This window comes from Thioalkalivibrio sp. HK1 (assembly GCA_000583135.1).
Classification (GTDB): domain Bacteria; phylum Pseudomonadota; class Gammaproteobacteria; order HK1; family HK1; genus HK1.
The window spans coordinates 30,625-49,755 of record JFBG01000027.1 but is presented as its reverse complement, the minus strand read 5'-3'; the positions used below and the strand labels follow the sequence as shown (position 1 = coordinate 49,755).

Below are 19,131 nucleotides of genomic sequence, written 5' to 3'. Positions count from 1 at the left end.
ATCGGGTTTTCGAATCTTCGCGCACTTGCCCTTTGTACTCGCAAATTCGGATTCGCAAATTCGGACTCGCAAGATCGGATTCGCAAGGCTGTATTGGCAAGTTGCGAAGTGTTTTGCCTAGGAGTCGATCCTTTGTCCAAACTGCTTGAAGTTCAAGACCTGCACACCCGCTTCCACACCACCGAGGGGGTCGTTCGCGCGGTCGACGGGATCAGCTACGATGTCAGCGAGGGGGAGACCGTCGCCATCGTCGGCGAATCCGGTTGCGGCAAATCGGTGGGGGCGATGTCGATCCTGCGCCTGATCCCCAAGCCCCCGGGCGAGATCGTCGAAGGCAGCCGTATCCTCTTTGCGGGCGAGGATCTGCTGAGCATGGACGACGATCGGATCCGCCATATCCGAGGCGGCCAGATCTCGATGGTCTTTCAAGAGCCGATGACCTCGCTCAATCCGGTGCTGACCATCGGCCTCCAACTGACGGAGACGATGATGCTGCACTTGGGCCTCGATCAGGCGGCGGCGGATCGCCGGGCGATCGAGTTGCTCGAGATGGTCGGCATCGGCGAGGCCGAGCGACGCCTTCGGCAATACCCGCATCATTTCAGCGGCGGCATGCGCCAGCGGGTGATGATCGCCTTGGCGCTCTCGTGTCGGCCGCGGTTGATCATCGCCGACGAGCCCACCACCGCTCTCGATGTCACCATCCAGGCCCAAATCCTCGAATTGATGCGTACACTGACGCATCAGATGGGAGTGGCGCTGATCATCATCACCCACAATCTCGGGGTGGTGGCGCGCTACGCCGAGCGGGTGATCGTGATGTATGCGGGAAAGATCGTGGAGACCGGTACCGCGGAGCAGATCTACCACCGCCCGCGACACCCCTATACCATCGGCTTGTTGAAATCCGTACCGCGCATGGATATGGCGCGGGGGAAGCGCCTGCAGCCGATCGAGGGTCAACCGCCGGATTTGACCCGGCTCGGCGAGGGATGCCCCTACAGACCGCGTTGCGCTTGGGCCGAGGATCGTTGCGAGCGGTCGACGCCTGCGCTCGAGAATGTCGGCGAAGGCCAGATCGCGGCCTGTTTCAATCACCGTGCGTTGGCCGATAAGGAGTCCCTTGCGGTATGAACGCTCCTACCCATGCCTCCACTGCTTTCGAACATTCGCCCCCTCATGAGCCGGTGGCGGGTGAATCCCTGCTCGAAGTCAGGGATCTCAAAAAACATTTTCCGGTCGTCGAAGGGGTCGTCTTTCAGCGCGCCGTCGGTCAAGTAAAGGCGGTCGACGGGGTCAGCTTCAGCATTCGCAAGGGGGAAACGCTGGGGTTGGTCGGCGAGTCCGGTTGCGGCAAGACCACGACCGGGCGCTGCGTGCTGCAGTTGGAGCGACCCACCTCGGGCGAGATCGTTTTCGACGGGGTCAACTTGGAAGAGCTGCCGGATCAGGAACTGATCGCGTGGCGGCGAAAAATTCAGGTCATCTTTCAAGACCCTTACAGTTCGCTGAATCCTCGCATGAAGATCGGGACGATGCTCGACGAGCCGATGCGCATCCACGGCATCGAGTCGAATCCTTCGAGAAGGCGGCGGCGGATCGCGGAGTTGTTGGAGATCTGCGGATTGCCGGAGAAATTCGCCGACCGCTATCCGCATGAGATGAGCGGCGGCCAACGGCAGCGGGTGGGTATCGCCCGCGCTTTGTCTCTCAACCCCGAATTCATCGTCTGTGACGAAGCGGTCTCCGCCCTCGATGTCTCGATCCAGGCTCAGGTCATCAATTTGCTCGAAGACCTGCGCCATGAATTCGATCTCACCTATCTTTTCATCGCCCACGACTTAAGCGTTGTTCATCATCTATGCAATCGGGTGGCGGTGATGTACTTGGGCAAGATCGTCGAGCTCGCCGACTCGAAAGAACTGTTCGGCAATCCGATGCATCCCTACACCAAGGCCTTGCTCTCGGCGGTGCCGATTCCCGATCCCGTGGTCGAGGCCAAGAGGGCCCATCAAACCCTCAAAGGCGAGGTGCCGAGCCCGATGAATCCGCCGCCGGGCTGCGTGTTTCATCCGCGCTGTCAGTTGGCGGTGGAGGGGTGCTCGCGCTCCGAGCCGGAATTGCGCGAACTTCGTCCCGGCCATTGGGTGGCGTGCACCCAGGTGTCTTGAGAACGAAGGGGATATTTGCGAAACGAGGATCCTCGGGCGCAGTCGTTCGAGGATCGATCGAGAGCCGATCGAGGCGAATCGCCTCGCCGATAGGGAGGTTAAGAACGAAGGGCGAAGAACGAGCGGTACAAAAGAACGACATAACATAAAAGTGCGGCAATGCAAAAGCACTGCTTGGAGAAGAAGATCCATCACCCGCCCCACGAGGAGGAGCGAAGATGAAAAAAGGATATGAATCCGATCCGTCGGCGAAGGGCTCGGGGCTTGCGTCTCGCACCGCTCCTTGGCTGCTCGGAATGGCGCTCGCAGTCGGTTTCGGCCACCTCGCCCAAGCGCAAGAGGAGATCCAGCGCGGCGGCGTTCTCGACTTCGTGGTGGCCGGAGAGGCCCCTTCGAAGGACGGCCACAAAGAGACCAGCTACTCCGTCGTTCACCCTTACGCCCCCTTTTACAGCCTGCTGATCCGGGTCGATCCGGATAATCCCCAATCGACGGATTTCGTTTGCGATCTCTGCGTCGGGGATGTTCCGGCACCGACCAACGGCGGCAAGACCTATACCTTCGAGATTCGCGAAGGGGTCAAGTTTCACGACGGAACGCCGCTGACCGCGCACGATATCGAGGCCACCTACGAGAAGATCATCAATCCCCCCGAGGGAGTGCCGAGCGCGCGCAAATCCTTCTTCAGCATGGTCGAATCCTTCGAGGCCACCGACGATACCACCATCGTTTTCAACCTGAAATTCCCCTCGGGGGCATTCCTGCCCTCGCTGGCCACCCCCTTCAATTGGATCTACAGCAAGAAGGATTTGGAAGAGCACGGCTTTGCCTGGCATGAGAAGAATGTCAACGGCAGCGGACCCTTCCGCTTCGTTCAGCACCAGCCGGGGGCCTTCGTCGACGGGGTTCGCAACGACGATTACTTCCACGAGGGGCAGCCCTACCTCGACGGCTTCAAGGCCATCATCGCCAAGAAGATGTCGGTGCGTATCCAGGCGATCCGCGGCAATCGGGCCGGGATCGAGTTTCGTGGATTTCCGCCCAAGGCGCGGGACGATCTGGTCGCAGCGCTCGGAGACAAGCTGACGGTGCAAGAGAGCGATTGGAACTGCGTGCTCTTGTTCACCCCCAATCACAAGCGCAAGTTCATCGAGGATCCGAGGGTGCGGCGGGCGCTGACGCTGGCGGTGGATCGCTGGGGCGGCTCGAAATACCTCTCCCGGATCGCGATCGTCAAGACGGTGGGGGGCGTGGCCTTTCCGGGTCATCCCTTGGCCGCCACCCGAGACGAGTTGGAAGAGATCGCAGGCTATCGTCCCGATCTGGAAGCCTCTCGCGCCGAGGCCCGACAATTGCTCGAGGATGCGGGAGCGACGGATCTGGTCATCGATCTCAACAATCGCGATGTCGATCAGCCCTATAAGGTGGTCGGCACGTGGTTGATCGACCAGTGGGCGAAGGTGGGCATCAAGACCGAGCAAAGGGTGCGTCCGACTCCGCAGTTCTACGCCGCCTTGCGCAACTCCTACGATTTCGATGTTTCCATCGACTTCAACTGTCAATCGGTGATCAACCCCATCGCCGATGTCACCAAATTCCTGGGCAGCTCCGGCAGCAACTACGGTCAGTACGACGATCCGGTGCTCGAGAAGATCTACGCCGATTTGGAGCGTGCCGGGGACGAGGGGGAGCAGCGCCGTTTGATGCGCCTTTACGAAAAGCGGGCGCTGGACGAGATGGCGCATCTCGGTGTTACGCTGTGGTGGTACAAGATCAACCCCCATCGCTCGTACGTCAAGGGATGGAAGATCGCTCCGAGCCATTACATCAATCAGCAGCTCGACAATGTTTGGATAGATCCATCGCTGCTGTGATGATCGAGGCCGAATCGACCCTCGCGCGCTCGCCCTTTGCCGGGCGGCGCGCGAGGGTCGATCTCCATCTGCGGGCACTTTTCGAAGCACGGCGCCGATCGAGCATGATCTCGACGATGGCCAGTGCAAGCATCCCGAGGCGCTCTTAGGATGTATCAATATATCCTCAAACGCGTTCTGCTGATGATCCCGACGCTGATCGGGGCGGCGGTGCTCGTCTTTTTCCTCCTGCGATTGCTTCCCGGCGATGTCTGCGAGGTGCGCTTGGCCGGCAGCGGTCTTTATGCCTCGCAAGAGGATATCGATATCTGCCGCAAGAATCTCGGCTTGGACGACCCCCTCCACGAGCAGTTCATCGACTTCGTCGGCGGCTATTTCACCGGCGATCTCGGCACCTCAATGTGGACTGGCCAGCCGGTGGTGGACGAGATCCGGGTGCGTTTCAAACTCACCTTGCAGCTGGCGATCATGTCGACCTTGGTGGCGGTGATGATCGCGGTGCCGCTGGGCATCCTATCGGCGATCAAACAAAATACATGGGTCGACTATCTGGTGCGGGCCTTCAGTATCGTGGGGATCGGCATTCCTTCTTTCTGGCTCGGCATCATGGTCATCTTGGGGCTGTTGGTGGTCAGCCAAGCCCTGTTCGGGGTCGGGTGGATGCCCCCGATCAACTATGTCTCTCCTTTCGACGATCTTTGGGGAAATCTCACGCAGCTGATCTGGCCTGCGCTGGCCACCGGCTATCGCTATTCGGCGGTGGCGACCCGCATGACCCGCTCGGCGATGCTCGAGGTATTGCGGGAGGATTATGTGCGCACCGCCAGGGCCAAGGGTTTGAGGGAGCGGGTGGTCGTCAATCGTCATGCCTTCAAGAATGCCCTGCTGCCGGTGGTGACGATCATCGCCATCGAATTCGCCTTCCTGATGGGGGGGCTGGTGGTGACCGAGCAGGTCTTCAATCTCAACGGATTGGGCAAGCTCTTCGTGGACGCGATCGGGAATCAGGATTTCGCATTGACCCAGCACCTCGTGATGCTGGTGGTGCTGATCTTCGTGGTGACGAATCTGGTCGTGGACCTTCTCTATGCTTGGTTGGATCCGCGCATCCGCTACAGCTGATAGTAATGACGAGGGGAAGCGATCATGACCGGCCAATCCACCGTCGCCTTGGGCAAAATCGACGATCCGATCGACAAGCCGGCGCTCATCACCCGGATCCGGAGCCTGTGTCGGCGCCAGCCCTTGGGCGCCGCCGGGGGCATCGTGGTCGTGGTCATGTGCTTCGCCGCCGCTTTCGCAGGTTTCTTGACCCCCTACGATCCGGTGGCCAATTCCTTGGAGAACATGCTCTCCTCCCCCGACGGCGCTCACTTGATGGGTACCGACGAATTCGGCCGCGACATCCTCACCCGTGTTCTTTACGGGGCCCGCACCGCACTGTTCATCGGATTGGTGGCCGCCTCCTTGGGCGCCACCTTGGGTCTCGTGCTCGGGGTGGCGAGCGCCTATTTCGGCGGCATCTTCGATCTCGTGGTGCAGCGGATCGTCGATATTTTCCTCGCCTTTCCCTTGGTCATCATGGCGCTGGCGGTGGTCGCGACCTTGGGTCCCGGGGTTCAAAACGTAATCATCGCCATCACCGTCCCCTTCATCCCCCAATGCGCGCGGGTCGTGCGTTCGAGCGCTCTGGCGCTGCGTGAAATTCCCTATGTCGATGCCGCTCGGGCGCTCGGATTCAGTCATGCCCGAATCATCCTGCGCCACATGGCCCCCAATGTCATGGCGCCTTTTTTGATCATGCTCACCTACTTCGTGGGTCAGGCGATCCTGCTCGAAGCGGTGCTTTCCTATCTCGGAATGGGGGTGCAGGATCCGACCCCGGCATGGGGTTTGATGCTCAAAGGGGGGGCGGAGGAATTTCTCGAAAGCGCTCCGTGGCTCTCGATCTTCCCGGGGTTGGCGATCACCCTTGCGGTATTCGGTTTCAATCTTTTCGGGGATGCACTGCGGGATCTTCTGGATCCGAAGTTGCGTTCTCGTTGAGGATATCTTTTCGCGATCGCTCGAAAGGGGTCTTGAAAGAGGTAATGAGGCATGAATCGAACGATCCCGATCCGGGCCTTGGTATTCGATGTTTTCGGCACCGTCGTCGATTGGCGATCCGGTATCGTTCGCCAAGGCAAGGCGCTGGGGGAACGGCTCGGGATCGAGGTGGATTGGGAGTCCTTCGCCGATGCTTGGCGCAAGATGTACCAGCCATCGATGGAGCGGGTGCGTTCGGGGGAGCGTCAATGGACTCCCCTCGATGTCTTGCACCGAGAAAGCCTGTGCGTTCTTCTCGAGCGCTTCGGCATCCACGGTCTCGACGATCGGGGGATCGATGATTTCAATCGTGCTTGGCATCGCCTCGATCCGTGGCCCGATAGCGTCGCCGGGCTGCTCTCGATGCGAAAGCGGCATATCATCGCCACCTGCTCCAACGGCAATATCGCGCTGCTGGTGAATATGGCGAAAAGGGCCAATCTGCCATGGGATGCGATCTTGGGAGCGGAGGTCGCCCGTGCCTACAAGCCCATGCCCCAAGCCTATTTATCGACATGCGCATGTCTTGGTCTCCTGCCCGGGGAAACGGTGATGGTCGCCGCCCACAACGATGATCTGGTGCATGCCGCAGCCCATGGAATGCGCACCGCTTTCGTCCCTCGCCGGAGCGAATACGGACCCCACCAAACGAAGGATATCGAACCTGAGCACGATTTCGATTTCATCGCCGAGGATTTCATCGAACTTGCGAAGAAAATCGATCAAGCGCAACCTGTTCCATAGGTTGCGTTATCGAGCGTTTTTCGAAAAAAACCACAGGAGGAACGATCATGCCGGGAAAATTCGAACTCTACAAAGACAAAGCCGGTGAATTTCGTTTCCGGCTCAAGGCCGTCAACGGGCAGAACATCTTGGCCAGCGAGGGCTATAAAACGAGATCGAGCGCCCTCAAAGGCATCGAATCGGTAAGAAAGAACTCGCAAGATCCGGCTCGCTTCGAGTCATCGACCTCGGATTCGGGAAAAAAGACTTTCAAGCTGACGGCGAAGAACAAGCAGGTGATCGGAACCAGCCAATCCTACGCATCGGATTCCGGTTATAAAAACGGGATGAAAAGCGTGGCCAAATACGCCCCGGATGCCACGCTCGACGATCAAACCAAGAGTTGAAGCGAAGTTCGAAGCGAGTGATCGGGAGGCGGGCGATGGGAGGATAGCCCGCCCTCCGACACCGGACAACATGCATCGAGCATCGAGTGATCCGATCGAGGCGTTGTTGTCGATCAAGGCGGAACGGTCCTTTGAATGCGGCCCCATCCGATCCATCGCTTTCGCGATCGAACGATAGGCGCTCGTTGCGTTCGCCCCTTGCCTCGATCCTCGATATCGCTTGCATGGCAAGACGGCGAATCTTCGATCGAGACTTCGACCGCCCGAGATTGAAAGCCGAATCCCTGCCGGTTGATGATATCGGTGTTTTTCGAAGGATAAGGACCAGCGACCCATGCAGTTGTCCACCGTTGATTACACGGCCCCCGATGCCTTGGAGCGCTTGGTCGATTCGCTGATAGATACCGGATTTTGCGTATTGAAAAACCACCCGATCCCCAAAGAATTGGTCGAGTCCATCTATCGGAGCTGGCAAGCCTTTTTCGATAGCGGGGAAAAGCACGAATACTTCTACGATAAAACGAATCAGGACGGATTTTTTCCCCTTGCCATCGCCGAGACCGCCAAGGGTCATACGAAAAAAGATATCAAGGAGTACTACCACATCTATCCTTGGGGGCGTATCCCGGCCGGGCTCAAAGAAGAGGTCATGGATTACTATCATCGGGCCAACGCCTTCGCCACCCGATTGCTAAGCGGAATTCAGCGAAGCGTTCCCGAAGAGGTCGTTGCCGGGCTATCCATGCCCTTGTCGGAGATGATCGAAGGCAGCGATCGAACGCTGTTGCGCGTGCTCCATTACCCCCCGATGACGGGGGAGGAGGAAGCCGGGGCGGTGCGAGCGGCGGCCCATAGCGATATCAACCTCCTGACCGTGCTTCCGGCCTCCAATCAGCCGGGTTTGCAAGTCAGGCGCACAGATGGCAACTGGATCGATGTCCCTTGCGATTTCGGCTATCTGATCGTCAATGCCGGGGATATGTTGCAAGAGGCCACCGGCGGATATTTTCCATCCACGATCCATCGGGTCATCAACCCCACCGGTCGAATGGCCGAGCGCTCTCGTATTTCCTTGCCCACCTTCCTCCATCCGAGGGCGGATGTGGTATTGTCCGAACGCTATACCGCCGGGGATTATTTGGAGGAGCGCTTGCGCGAGCTGGGCGTCAAGTGAAGCGCTTAAGTATTCGACAGGCATTCGAATGGCGGGCGATTGAACGATTTCCAAGCCAAACCCGACGATATCGATCACCCGGTATGGAAGGATCGACCCATCGCTTGTATCGGGATCGATGCCCTTGTCGATGTCCGGGAAATATCGTTTTATCGATCTTAAATCACGTCGATGCAGCAAAAGACGATCGAAAAAACCCGAGCGATCAAAGGCGATTTTTGATCTTTGGGCCCATGATCCCGGGGCAAAATCGCTCATCGATCATATCGAAGATCATTCGAATGCAAAGCGAAGGTTTCGGGTAAGAGAATTTCGAGGCTTTCATCACCGACGAGAGGGCTCGTTCAAGGGTGTTTTTTTCCGGCGATTTTCGCAAGGCTCTTCAATGGAGGATCGATCATGACATCCCGTCCCCAGATGTACCGCTTTCATAACGGCGAAAAGGCCCCGTTGCCTTTTTCCAACGATGAATACGATGCGCGTCTTTCGAGGCTGCGACGCTCGATGAGCGAGTTGTCGGTCGACGCCGCCCTTTTCACCTCGATGCATTCGGTGGCCTATTACTCCGGGTTTCTTTACTGCGCTTTCGGACGAACCTACGGATTGGTGGTCACCGACGATCAGTGCGTGACGATTTCCGCCGGAGTCGATGCCGGGCAGCCTTGGCGCCGATGCCACGGAGACAATATCACCTATACCGATTGGCAAAGGGATAACTTTTGGCGCACGGTCGAATCGATCACCGGCAGGGGAAGGACGATCGGCTACGAGGGCGACCATCTGACCCTCGTCAATCGCGACAAAGTGCAGCATTTCCTGGCGCCCGCTCGGACGGTCGATATCTGCCACGAGATCATGCATCAGCGCATGTATAAATCCGAGGAGGAGATCGCCTTGATTCGAGCCGGAGCGAGGGTCGCCGATGTCGGTGGCTATGCGATGCGCGAGGAGATCAAGGAGGGGGCTCGGGAGATCGATATCGCGATGGCCGGTCGCGATGCGATGGAAAAGGAGATCGCCAAAACCTTTCCCGATGCCGAATACAGGGATACCTGGACTTGGCTCCAATCGGGTATCAATACCGATGGCGCCCACAATCCGGTGACCGGTCGATATTTGAAGCGTGGCGATATCATCTCGATGAACGCCTTTCCGATGATATCGGGTTATTACACCGCCTTGGAGCGCACCCTTTTTCTGGGCGAGGCGGATCCTGCGAGCATGAAGATATGGCAGGCCAATGTCGAAAGCCATGAATACGGCATCGGCCTGCTCAAGCCCGGGGCGGTTTGCTCCGAAGTGACCGAAGCCATCAACGCTTTCCTAAAAGAGCGGGATCTGCTGCAATATCGCACCTTCGGCTACGGTCATTCATTCGGGGTGCTCTCGCATTATTACGGACGGGAGGCGGGGCTCGAGTTGCGCGAGGATATCGATACCGTCCTCGAACCGGGGATGGTGATCTCGATGGAGCCGATGCTGACGATCCCCGTCGGCCAAGCAGGAGCCGGGGGTTATCGCGAGCACGATATTTTGGTGATCGGCGAGCGGGGGGCGGAAAATATCACCGCCTATCCCTACGGCCCCGACTTCAATTTGGTGGGTTAGATAAGGAAAAGACTCTTATATCGACGCCTACCGAGGATGAGTCAAGGAGATGTCCGAAGATCCCCTTGCATCGTCGCCGGTCGAGCTGGCGGTGATCGGTGCCGGTCCGGCGGGGATGGCCGCCGCCATCGAAGCCAGGGCGCATGGTATCGAGACCTTGGTTCTCGATGAGCAAGGCGCACCGGGCGGGCAGGTCTATCGCAATATCGAGCGGATTTGTGCGCATGAGTCCGGCGCCGATGCCGGCCCGGCGGATTTGCTGGGCAAGGACTATCGAAGGGGCATGGCCCTCGTCGATGCCTTTCGGGGATGCGGGGCGCGCTATTTGCCGGGGGCTTCGATATGGGATCTGGCGCTTAAGTGTCCTTTCGATGGTCAGGGAGCGGATGCTCGAGGCGGCCGATCCCCGGCCCTTCGTGAAGATCTGGTCGAGATCGGCATCGTTCATCGCAGGCGAGCCCGGTTGCTGCAAGCCAAGACGGTGATCGTGGCCACCGGCTCCTTGGAGCGTCCGGTGCCGGTGCCGGGTGCGACCCTGCCCGGGGTGATGGGTCTGGGGGCGGTGCAATCGATGCTCAAGGCATCCGGGATGGTGCCGGATGTCCCGGTGGTGATCGCAGGTTCCGGTCCTTTGGTTTATTTGGCCACCAAGCAGTTGTTGATGGCCGGGGTGTCGGTGAGGGCATTGTTGCTCACCACCCCCTCGGATCGACTCCGGCGAGTCTTTTCCTCCTTGCCCGATGCGTTTTCAAGGCCCAAGGATCTCTACAAGGGTCTTCGCTGGCGCCAAGAGATCGTGCGCAAAGGGGTGCCGGTGCTGCGCGGCGTGAGCGATCTTGCGATCGAGGGCGAGGGGCGGGTGGAAGCGGTTCGTTTCGAGCATCGCTCTTGCCATCGACGCCTCCCGGCTTACCTCGCCTTGCTGCATGAAGGGGTGATCGCCAATGCGCATCTTACGCTGGCGGCGTCGTTGGCCCATCGATGGGATCGGCGGCAACACGCCCTTCGTCCGTTGACGGATGATTGGAATCAAACGCAGCGAGATGGTCGGGAAAGGGCGGTATGGGTGGCGGGGGATTGTGCGGGTATTGCCGGGGCATCGGCGGCGGTGCACAGCGCGCGGATCGCGGCCCTCTCGGCGGCGCATCATTTGGGTCGGATCGATCGCCGTCGCCGCAACGCTCTGGCCCGCCCGGCATTCAAGGCATTGGCATTCGAACGACGCTTTCGGCGTTTTTTAGAACGCATCTTCGAGCCCGCCGACGAGGTGTTGCGCCCTCGCGATCTACGCACGATGGTTTGCCGTTGCGAGGAGGTCTCGGTGGCGGATATCGAGCGCGCCATCGAACAGGGCTGCTCCGGCCCGAATCAGCTCAAAGCCTTTCTTCGTTGCGGGATGGGTCCTTGTCAGGGGCGAATGTGCGCCGGGATCGTGAGCGCGATCTTCGAGGACCACGCTCGCCGAACGAGCCAAGGGAAGGATCGCTCGGATCCGTCGCCGCCGGATGAGGATCCGGGGCATTTTCGTATCCGCCCGCCGATTCGCCCCCTTCGTTTGGGGCAGTTGGCGAATCTGGAAACGGGCGATGTCGAGCGAAAGGGATCGCTCGATGAGCCGAAGATCGAAGCGATTCGGGGCGAGGACTCTCTCAACGAGGACAACTCCGGCGGCGAGCCCCGATAGCGAGTCCCGGTAGCAAGGGGCGGATCGCCTATCGATCGGTACTCGCTTTTCGGGTATTGCTTTTCGGGCATTCGGCGAGGGTTCGTCGGCCCATCGCAAGGATCAGGATGCCTCGCCGCTCGATGCGGATACCGCTCCCCCTTTCCCTCCCAGATAGAGCCAGGTATCGACGACCGAATCGGGGTTGAGCGACATGCTCGAGATTCCCTCGTCCACCAGCCAATGCGCGAAATCGGGGTAATCCGAGGGCCCTTGGCCGCAGATGCCGACATATTTTCCTTGATCGCGACAGGCTTTGATCGCCCGCCGGAGCAGGGCCTTGACCGCCGGATCGCGCTCGTCGAAATGGGTGGCGACGAGGGCGGAGTTGCGATCGAGCCCCAACGTCATCTGGGTCAGATCGTTCGAGCCGATCGACAAGCCGTCGAAATATTCCAGGAATTCCTCGGCGAGGATGGCGTTGGAGGGAACCTCGCACATCATGATCACCCGCAAGGAGTCGCGCCCCCGTTCGAGCCCGTTATGGGCGAGCAGGGATTGGATATCGCGCGCCTCGTTCAAGGTGCGGACGAAGGGCACCATCAGCTCGAGGTTGGTCAGCCCCATTTCGTTGCGTACCCGGCGAAGGGCTTGGCACTCGAGCTCGAAGCAGGCTCGGAATCCTTCCGAGACATAGCGCGAGGCCCCGCGAAAACCGAGCATCGGATTGGCTTCGTCGGGCTCGTAGAGATCGCCGCCCAGGAGGTTGGCGTATTCGTCGGATTTGAAATCCGAAAGACGGACGATCACCGGTTTGGGGTGGAAAGCGGCGGCGATGGTCGAGACCCCTTCCACCAGCTTTTCGATAAAAAAGGCGCGCGGGCTGCCATATCCCGCAATCCGCTCTTCCACCTGTTCCTTGACCGATATGGGCAAGCGCTCGAAGTCCAGCAGCGCTTGCGGGTGCACGCCGATCGAGTTGCCGATGATGAATTCGAGTCGCGCAAGGCCGACCCCGGCGTTGGGCAGGGCGCGAAAGGCGAAGGCGCGATCCGGATTGCCGATATTCATCGCGATCTTGACCGGGATCGGGGGCATGGTATCGACATCGATCCGCCGGCATTCGAAATCGAGCCGTCCCCCGTAGACATACCCGGTCTCTCCCTCGGCGCAGGAGACGGTGACCTCGGTTCCCTCCTCGATTTTGCGGGTGGCATCGCCGGTGCCGACCACTGCGGGAATGCCGAGTTCGCGGGCGATGATCGCGGCATGGCAGGTACGTCCGCCCCGATTGGTGACGATGGCCGAGGCCCGCTTCATCACCGGCTCCCAGTCGGGGTCGGTCATGTCGGTGATCAATACGTCGCCTTCTTCCACCCGATCCATCTGCCCGACATCGAGCACCCGCCGGGCCTTTCCCGCCCCGATCCTTTGGCCGATGCTGCGTCCGGCGGCCAGTACCGGCCCTCGCTCGCGCAAGGAAAAGCGTTCGATGGTCTGCTTGGGATCCTTCTCGCCCCCTCGGCTTTGCACGGTCTCCGGCCGTGCTTGCAGGATATGAATCTCGCCGTCGATACCGTCCTTCGCCCATTCGATATCCATCGCCCGACCGTAATGATTCTCGATGGCCAAGGCGTAATGCGCCAAGCGGATCACGTCATCGTCGTCGAGGGAAAAGCGCAGTTTCTCCTCGTGGGGGACGTCGACGATTTCCACCCTTTGCGCCGGATCTCGGTGGTAGATCATCTTCAAGGCCTTGCTGCCTCGCTCCCGGCGCAAGATCGCCGGTCTGCCGGCGACGAGAGCCGGTTTGTAGACGCAGAACTCGTCGGGGTTGACCTGCCCCTGCACCACCATTTCGCCCAGGCCCCAGGCCGAGGTGATCAAGATGGCGTCTTGGAAGCCCGATTCGGTATCGATGGTAAAAGCGACCCCGCTGGCGCCGATATCGCTTCGCACCATGCGCTGGATCCCGGCCGAGAGAGAGACCTCCTCGTGCACGAATCCCCGGTGTTCGCGATAGGAGATCGCCCGATCGTTGAATAAAGAGGAAAAGACCTCGCGCACCGCATCCACCACCGCATCCGCTCCTCGGACATTGAGCAAGGTCTCTTGCTGCCCGGCGAAGGAGGCATCCGGGAGGTCTTCGGCGGTGGCGGAGGAGCGCACCGCCACCGCGATATCCTGATCGAGACCTTCGCAAAGCGCCGCATAGCCCCGACGGATCTCCTCTTCGAGCTCGGCGGGCAGGGGGGCGCTGCGGATCAGCGAGCGGATTTCGCTGCCCGCATCGGCCAGCGCCCGTACATCCTTGCTATCGAGGGTTGCAAGCCGCCCTTGGATGCGCCGCGACAAATCGTTGCTTTCCAGGAATTCCCGAAAGGCGTCGGCGGTGGTGGCAAAGCCCCCGGGTACGCGCACCCCGGCGGCGGAAAGCGCCTTGATCATCTCCCCGAGCGATGCGTTTTTTCCACCGACCCGGGGAAGATCCTCCATGCCCATTCGATTCAGGGGAAGGGTGCGCTCCATGGGTGACTCTCCTTGGTGATGAAGCGATACGATTGAGCGTTGCGATTGAGCGTTGCAAAGACTTTTCCAAACGACGTCAAGGCGGCTCGATGCCCATGGCGAGGGCGGCCAAGCCGACGATGCCGATAAGGATACCCCCTACACGCTCTCGGCCATGCTCGGGATCGCTCGGTGGAATCGTTCGCTTGGCATCGATGAATGACAAGAAAGCTTCGATGCGGCTCGTTCGATCCGCAAGGCAAATCCATCATCGGTAGAGGGTTTCGGCTTGGGCGATGATCAGCGAGACCGATACGATGCCGAAGACGGTCGAGAGCAGGATCGAGGCCGAGACCCGTTGGGGTGCGACCTTGTAATGCTGGGCGATGATGTAGATATTCCCGGCGACCGGTAAGGAAGCAAGGGCGATCATCACCGCCGCCGAGAAGATCTCGACCGGAAAGACCGCGAGGGCGAAAAACGCCACCGCCGCCGGATGCAGGATCAGCTTGCAAAAAGACAGCCAACCGGCCACCTCGATCCTTTCCGTGGACTTCGAGGCCAGCGAGGCCCCGATGGCGAAGAGCGCCCCGGGGGTGGCGGCCGCTCCTAGCAGGGTCATGAACTCGTCGACCGGACCGGGGATCGAAAGGTTCCATGTCGACCAGAGGAGACCGATGGTGAGCGACATGATCATCGGATTGCGCAGCAGACCCGCCAACAGGACGCGCCCGAGCGAAAGGCTCATCCGACCATCTCTTCGAGCGATGATCACCGATACCGCCAGGGTTCCGAAGACCAGCAGATCCATCGCCAAGACGATCATGATATAGCCGACCGCGGCCTCGCCCATCAGCAGCGAGAGCATGGGGATCCCCAAGAAACCCACATTCCCGACGACCGAGCATTGGGCCTCGATGACCGCTTCCTCGATGCGGATGCCGCGCAAGCGGGCGACGATCAAGGCGAGGGCGTAGACCGAAATCGAGGCGCAGAGATAGGCGGCGACGAAGTTCCATTGCAAGATATCCTCGATCGAAAGATTCGACGAGAAGCGAAAGATCATCGCCGAGAGGGCGAAATAGAAAACGAAGCGGGTGAGGCAATCGGTGGCCTCTTCGCTGAAGAATCCGCTTCGCCCCGATAGATAGCCGAGCCCGATGATCGCAAAGAAGGGCAGGGTCTCGATGAATATTGCGTACATCGTAGAAATCGATCTCCGGCGAGGATCATCGAGGCCTTGGGCGATCGCTCATCGACCGGCCATGTGATCCGACTTCGAAAGCCGATTCACGAAGGATCGATCGCAAGCCAGGTTATCGCAAAAAGAGCGCATCATCGGTTGAAGGGGGCGACCGGAAAACGCAAAACCCGAAGGACGAAAGCCCCGAGGTCGGGCTTCGTTCTTGTGGCCTTCGATCTCCGAAAGATGGGGTTTTATGCGATATCGGGCCGATGTATCGGGGTGTATCGGGTCGCGTCGGATCGATACCCGATCTTTTCTCGGCTTTGGATATGTCAAGTATCCGATCGTCGAGCCATGCTTCTTAGGCGACTCAAACGAGCGTTTTTTTCCCGAGCCCCGAGATAGGCGGGCACGATGCTCTCGATACCGCAAGGTTCGATGCCCAAGGCAGCGAAGCCCGAATCCTTGCACACGCTCGGCACCGTCGCCGAGAGGTAGTTGTCCAAGGTGAAGATCTTCCCCGGCAGATTTTGCATCGCGATGCCCTGCAGGCGAGATAAACGATGGCCGATATCGATGATCCATCGTCTTTTGCCCGTGACATCGGCGGTGAATTGCACCAGATCTCGAAGGCTTTGCACCTCGGGGCCGCAAAGTTCGTACCGGTGGCCGTCGGTCGAATCGTCATCGAGGATGCGAAGGATGGCCTCGATGACATCCCCGACCCAAACCGGGGCGAAGCGGGCATCGGCGCAGGCCAAAGGAAAGGCCAAGGGCGACAGGGACAGCAAATTCGCAAAACGATTGAAGAAACTGTCGCCGGGGCCGAAGATGATGCTCGGGCGAATGCTGGTGACCCGGATATCCCCACCGGCGGCGTGGATTGCCTCCTCGCCTTTGAATTTCGAACGCAAATATTCGCTGGGGGCGTTTTTTGCGACCCCCAAGGCGCTGATATGCACGATGCGCCCGATATCGAGGGAACGACAGGCGGCGGCGATGGATGCCGGGAGGCGGGCGTGGACATCCTCGAAAAGTGCGGATCGGCCCTGATTGAGGATGCCGACGAGATTGACCACCGCATCGCAGCCCGCCAAGTGCCGTTGTCGATCCGCAAGTTGGAAAATATCCCCCTCGACCACCTCGCAGCTCGGGATCACCAACAGATGACGGGTACGGTTGCGCCTTCGGGTGATGACGCGAGATGCCATCCCGCGCTCGGCCAAGGCGGCGACCAAGTGCCCGCCGACAAAGCCCGATCCACCCAAGATCGCGATCTTTCTCGTTTTCATCGATGCTCTTTCATCCTCTTCGTCGGCGCATCGCCGCCTTGATTCCTTGATCCGGATCTTCGAGGTTTTTTCGAAGACCGCCAAGAAGCATGCGGTTGGAAGAATGCGGTTGAAATTATAAGACTTCGCTCGCCCATCGATCATCGAGGCGATCCTTGGATCCGATGATCGCTTGGTTCATCGGCGTTTTTATCCAAAGATCCACGGCCGGGGCGAGGGCGATTGGATCGCAAGAGGGTGCGAAAAAAGATCGAGGGATCGAAACGCCGCCATCTTTTTCATGCCCCGCCTCGCCGCCGATGATCGCATTCGTGCTTATCATCCGGGCGCCTTCGGATCGACCCGAGGGCGCCGGCTTCACGATACTTGCGCTTTCGGATCATCGTTTTGCGCCGGATCTGCGATGTGCGGGCGAGATGTACCGGCGACGGGTATCGTTGACAACGACGGGTATCGTCAGGCATCGATGAGAGCCGCCTTGCTCGATCTCGATGCCCGATCGAGCGTCGAAGGGATATTCGATCAGCCGGATATTGCAGCCGGATAGTGCACTTTTCGAATCGATCACACCGGACAAGGAGGGAGGATCGAGATGTCGGGCCATGCCAAGAGCGGGAGGGCTTCGTTATTTCCGCCGATGCCGTCGAAGAGATACGAGGTGATCTACGCCGACCCGCCGTGGGATTACAAGGGACAGCTCCAACATTGCGGGGCCGGGGGCGGCGATTCCGGGGGAGCGATGCGCCACTATCCGACGGTCAGGCTTGCGGATTTGAAGACCCTGCCGGTGGATCGGATCGCCGCCGACGATTCCTTGCTTTTTTTATGGGCGACCTCCCCGCATCTGGATCAGGCGATCGATCTGGGCAAGGCTTGGGGTTTCGCTTGGGCCACCGTCGCCTTCGTTTGGGATAAGTGCAAGACCAATCCCGGCTATTACACCCTTTCGCAGTGCGAAATGTGCCTTGCGTTCAAGAAGGGGAAGATCCCCTCGCCCAGGGGGGCGAGGAATATTCGCCAACTCGTATGCGAGCCCCGGCAGGGGCATTCGCGCAAGCCGGACGAGGTGCGGCGCAGGATCGAATCGATGTTCCCCGATCAATCGAAGATCGAGCTCTTTGCCCGAGAGCCGGCTGCCGGTTGGAAAGCATGGGGGCTGGAAGCGCAATGGGGTGCAAAGCGCCCGATGGTCGGCCGATAGGATCGATGCGATGTCGAAGCGATAAGGCGATGGTGAAGCGATAAGGCATCGGAATGCTTTCGACGGGCATCGTCGTCGCTCCAAAGCGCAAAAGAGGTGAGCGTTGTCGAGCGCATGCCCCGATCCCGGGCTTTGCGTTCTATATAATCTTGCATCCGCGGCTTTCGATACCGCCCCATGACGATTCCCCCGCCAAGGTAGCGATGGATCGCTTGGAGGATCGCCTCGCCTCGCACCCGAAAGAATTGTCGATGAGAAGTCTCGTCTCGAATTGCCCGCATCGGATCGATAGAGCGAAGGCCTCGTCGGGTATTTCGACAACCCTTCCGCCTTGCCCCCTTTGTGATCGATGACGATCGAAAATCGGCGCCGGGAAAAAGGCGAAAACCGCAAGTATCGCAATCGAAAACGGAGTCGGACGAGTGAGCGCGTGGTTGGATGAGGTCCGTTGGAACGATCAGGGTTTGGTGCCTTGCATCGCCTATGGCCGAGATGACAAGCGCCTATGGATGCTGGCGTGGATGAATCGCGAGGCCTTGGCCGCCACCGCCCGCGAGGGGCGGGCGGTCTATTGGTCGCGCTCGAAGCAGCGTTTGTGGCGCAAAGGCGAACAATCCGGATTCGTTCAGCGGGTGCACGAGATACGTCTCGATTGCGACGGGGATACGGTGGTCTTGGCGGTCGATCAGGTCGGCGGGATCGCCTGCCATACCGGCCGCGAGCATTGCTTCTTTCGCAGGCTCGAGGGGGATCGCTGGGTGGATGTGGAGCCGGTGCGCATCCCCGCCGAGGAGATCTACCGAGAAGGGGAGGATGGGCGGGTACCGGCGGACGAGGAAAAAGCGGCGCCGATCCTGCCTCTTGCCCCGAGCGGGGATGTTCTGACCGATCTGGCGAGGATCATCGATGCGCGCAAAGGCGCCCCGCCCGATGAGTCTTATGTGGCTTCTTTGCACGCCAAAGGAGTCGATGCCGTATTGAAAAAGGTGGGCGAGGAAGCCGCGGAGACGATCATCGCGGGCAAAGGCAGCGATCGAGCGGCGCTGGTGCACGAGGTTGCGGATCTGTGGTTTCACAGCATGGTGCTGCTTTCGTCCCATGGGCTCTCCCCGACGGATGTGTTCGACGAGCTCTCCCGCCGCTTCGGACGATCGGGCCTCGAAGAGAAGGCCGCTCGCTGATCCCTTTTTATTTGCGTTACAGTTTCAAGTATCGGGATTGCCATCTCGATCGTTCGCG

17 protein-coding genes are annotated in these 19,131 nt (G+C 59.7%); 14 read left to right on the top strand and 3 right to left on the bottom strand.

The features are described 5' to 3' along the window. The first annotated feature begins 132 nt into the window (after positions 1-132). The 10 genes from BF99_RS0108785 to BF99_RS0108715 all read left to right on the top strand — a co-directional run bounded on the left by BF99_RS0108785 (position 133) and on the right by BF99_RS0108715 (position 11,726). Positions 133-1,134, top strand: a complete 1,002-nt coding sequence (locus tag BF99_RS0108785) for an ABC transporter ATP-binding protein (protein WP_025770566.1) — start codon at positions 133-135, stop codon at positions 1,132-1,134. Beyond that, complete coding sequence (locus BF99_RS20570) at positions 1,131-2,171, top strand: ABC transporter ATP-binding protein (protein WP_051482845.1); 1,041 nt, start codon at positions 1,131-1,133, stop codon at positions 2,169-2,171. Before BF99_RS0108785 ends, BF99_RS20570 begins: the two co-directional genes overlap by 4 nt. A gap of 218 nt (positions 2,172-2,389) precedes the next feature. Then, positions 2,390-4,045, top strand: coding sequence for an ABC transporter substrate-binding protein (locus BF99_RS21935; protein ID WP_051482844.1), 1,656 nt, complete (start codon positions 2,390-2,392; stop codon positions 4,043-4,045). 150 nt (positions 4,046-4,195) lie between these two features. Beyond that, on the top strand, positions 4,196-5,167 hold the full coding sequence (locus BF99_RS0108760; protein ID WP_025770563.1) for an ABC transporter permease: 972 nt from the start codon (positions 4,196-4,198) through the stop codon (positions 5,165-5,167). Between the two features lie 24 nt (positions 5,168-5,191). Then, complete coding sequence (locus tag BF99_RS0108755) at positions 5,192-6,091, top strand: ABC transporter permease (RefSeq protein ID WP_025770562.1); 900 nt, start codon at positions 5,192-5,194, stop codon at positions 6,089-6,091. Positions 6,092-6,142: 51 nt separating this feature from the next. Further along, on the top strand, positions 6,143-6,874 hold the full coding sequence (locus tag BF99_RS0108750; protein ID WP_025770561.1) for a haloacid dehalogenase type II: 732 nt from the start codon (positions 6,143-6,145) through the stop codon (positions 6,872-6,874). Positions 6,875-6,921: 47 nt separating this feature from the next. Beyond that, complete coding sequence (locus tag BF99_RS0108745; protein WP_025770560.1) at positions 6,922-7,260, top strand: YegP family protein; 339 nt, start codon at positions 6,922-6,924, stop codon at positions 7,258-7,260. A 334-nt stretch (positions 7,261-7,594) separates the two neighbouring features. Continuing rightward, the gene (locus tag BF99_RS0108735; protein ID WP_025770559.1) at positions 7,595-8,434 is read left to right on the top strand and encodes an isopenicillin N synthase family dioxygenase; all 840 of its coding nucleotides are present in this window, start codon (positions 7,595-7,597) and stop codon (positions 8,432-8,434) included. Positions 8,435-8,833: 399 nt separating this feature from the next. Further along, entirely contained in the window at positions 8,834-10,042 is a 1,209-nt protein-coding gene (locus BF99_RS0108720; protein WP_025770558.1) for an aminopeptidase P family protein, read from the top strand. 49 nt (positions 10,043-10,091) lie between these two features. Then, on the top strand, positions 10,092-11,726 hold the full coding sequence (locus BF99_RS0108715) for an FAD/NAD(P)-dependent oxidoreductase (protein ID WP_025770557.1): 1,635 nt from the start codon (positions 10,092-10,094) through the stop codon (positions 11,724-11,726). 102 nt (positions 11,727-11,828) lie between these two features. Here BF99_RS0108715 and ppsA read toward each other — a convergent pair whose 3' ends face one another. Beyond that, entirely contained in the window at positions 11,829-14,234 is a 2,406-nt protein-coding gene (ppsA, locus tag BF99_RS0108710; protein WP_025770556.1) for a phosphoenolpyruvate synthase, read from the bottom strand. 52 nt (positions 14,235-14,286) lie between these two features. Here ppsA and BF99_RS22905 point away from each other — a divergent pair, with 52 nt between their 5' ends. Continuing rightward, positions 14,287-14,436 (top strand): hypothetical protein, encoded by a 150-nt coding sequence (locus tag BF99_RS22905; protein ID WP_156013235.1) that lies wholly within the window; start codon positions 14,287-14,289, stop codon positions 14,434-14,436. A gap of 45 nt (positions 14,437-14,481) precedes the next feature. Here the strand turns inward: BF99_RS22905 and BF99_RS0108700 are convergent, their stop codons facing one another. Together BF99_RS0108700 and BF99_RS0108690 are read right to left on the bottom strand one after the other, a co-directional pair. Then, positions 14,482-15,417, bottom strand: coding sequence for an AEC family transporter (locus BF99_RS0108700; protein WP_025770555.1), 936 nt, complete (start codon positions 15,415-15,417; stop codon positions 14,482-14,484). Between the two features lie 314 nt (positions 15,418-15,731). Beyond that, positions 15,732-16,691 (bottom strand): complex I NDUFA9 subunit family protein, encoded by a 960-nt coding sequence (locus BF99_RS0108690; RefSeq protein WP_025770553.1) that lies wholly within the window; start codon positions 16,689-16,691, stop codon positions 15,732-15,734. Between the two features lie 403 nt (positions 16,692-17,094). Here BF99_RS0108690 and BF99_RS23725 point away from each other — a divergent pair, with 403 nt between their 5' ends. From BF99_RS23725 to hisIE, 3 genes are all read left to right on the top strand, one after another. Then, positions 17,095-17,238: a hypothetical protein gene (locus BF99_RS23725; RefSeq protein ID WP_231471347.1), complete on the top strand. Its 144-nt coding sequence runs from the start codon at positions 17,095-17,097 to the stop codon at positions 17,236-17,238. 45 nt (positions 17,239-17,283) lie between these two features. After that, positions 17,284-17,892 carry an MT-A70 family methyltransferase gene (locus BF99_RS0108675; RefSeq protein ID WP_025770550.1) on the top strand — a complete coding sequence of 203 codons (609 nt, stop codon included), beginning with the start codon at positions 17,284-17,286 and terminating at the stop codon, positions 17,890-17,892. A 422-nt stretch (positions 17,893-18,314) separates the two neighbouring features. After that, positions 18,315-19,073 (top strand): bifunctional phosphoribosyl-AMP cyclohydrolase/phosphoribosyl-ATP diphosphatase HisIE, encoded by a 759-nt coding sequence (gene hisIE, locus BF99_RS20565; protein WP_038097846.1) that lies wholly within the window; start codon positions 18,315-18,317, stop codon positions 19,071-19,073. Positions 19,074-19,131: the final 58 nt, after the last annotated feature.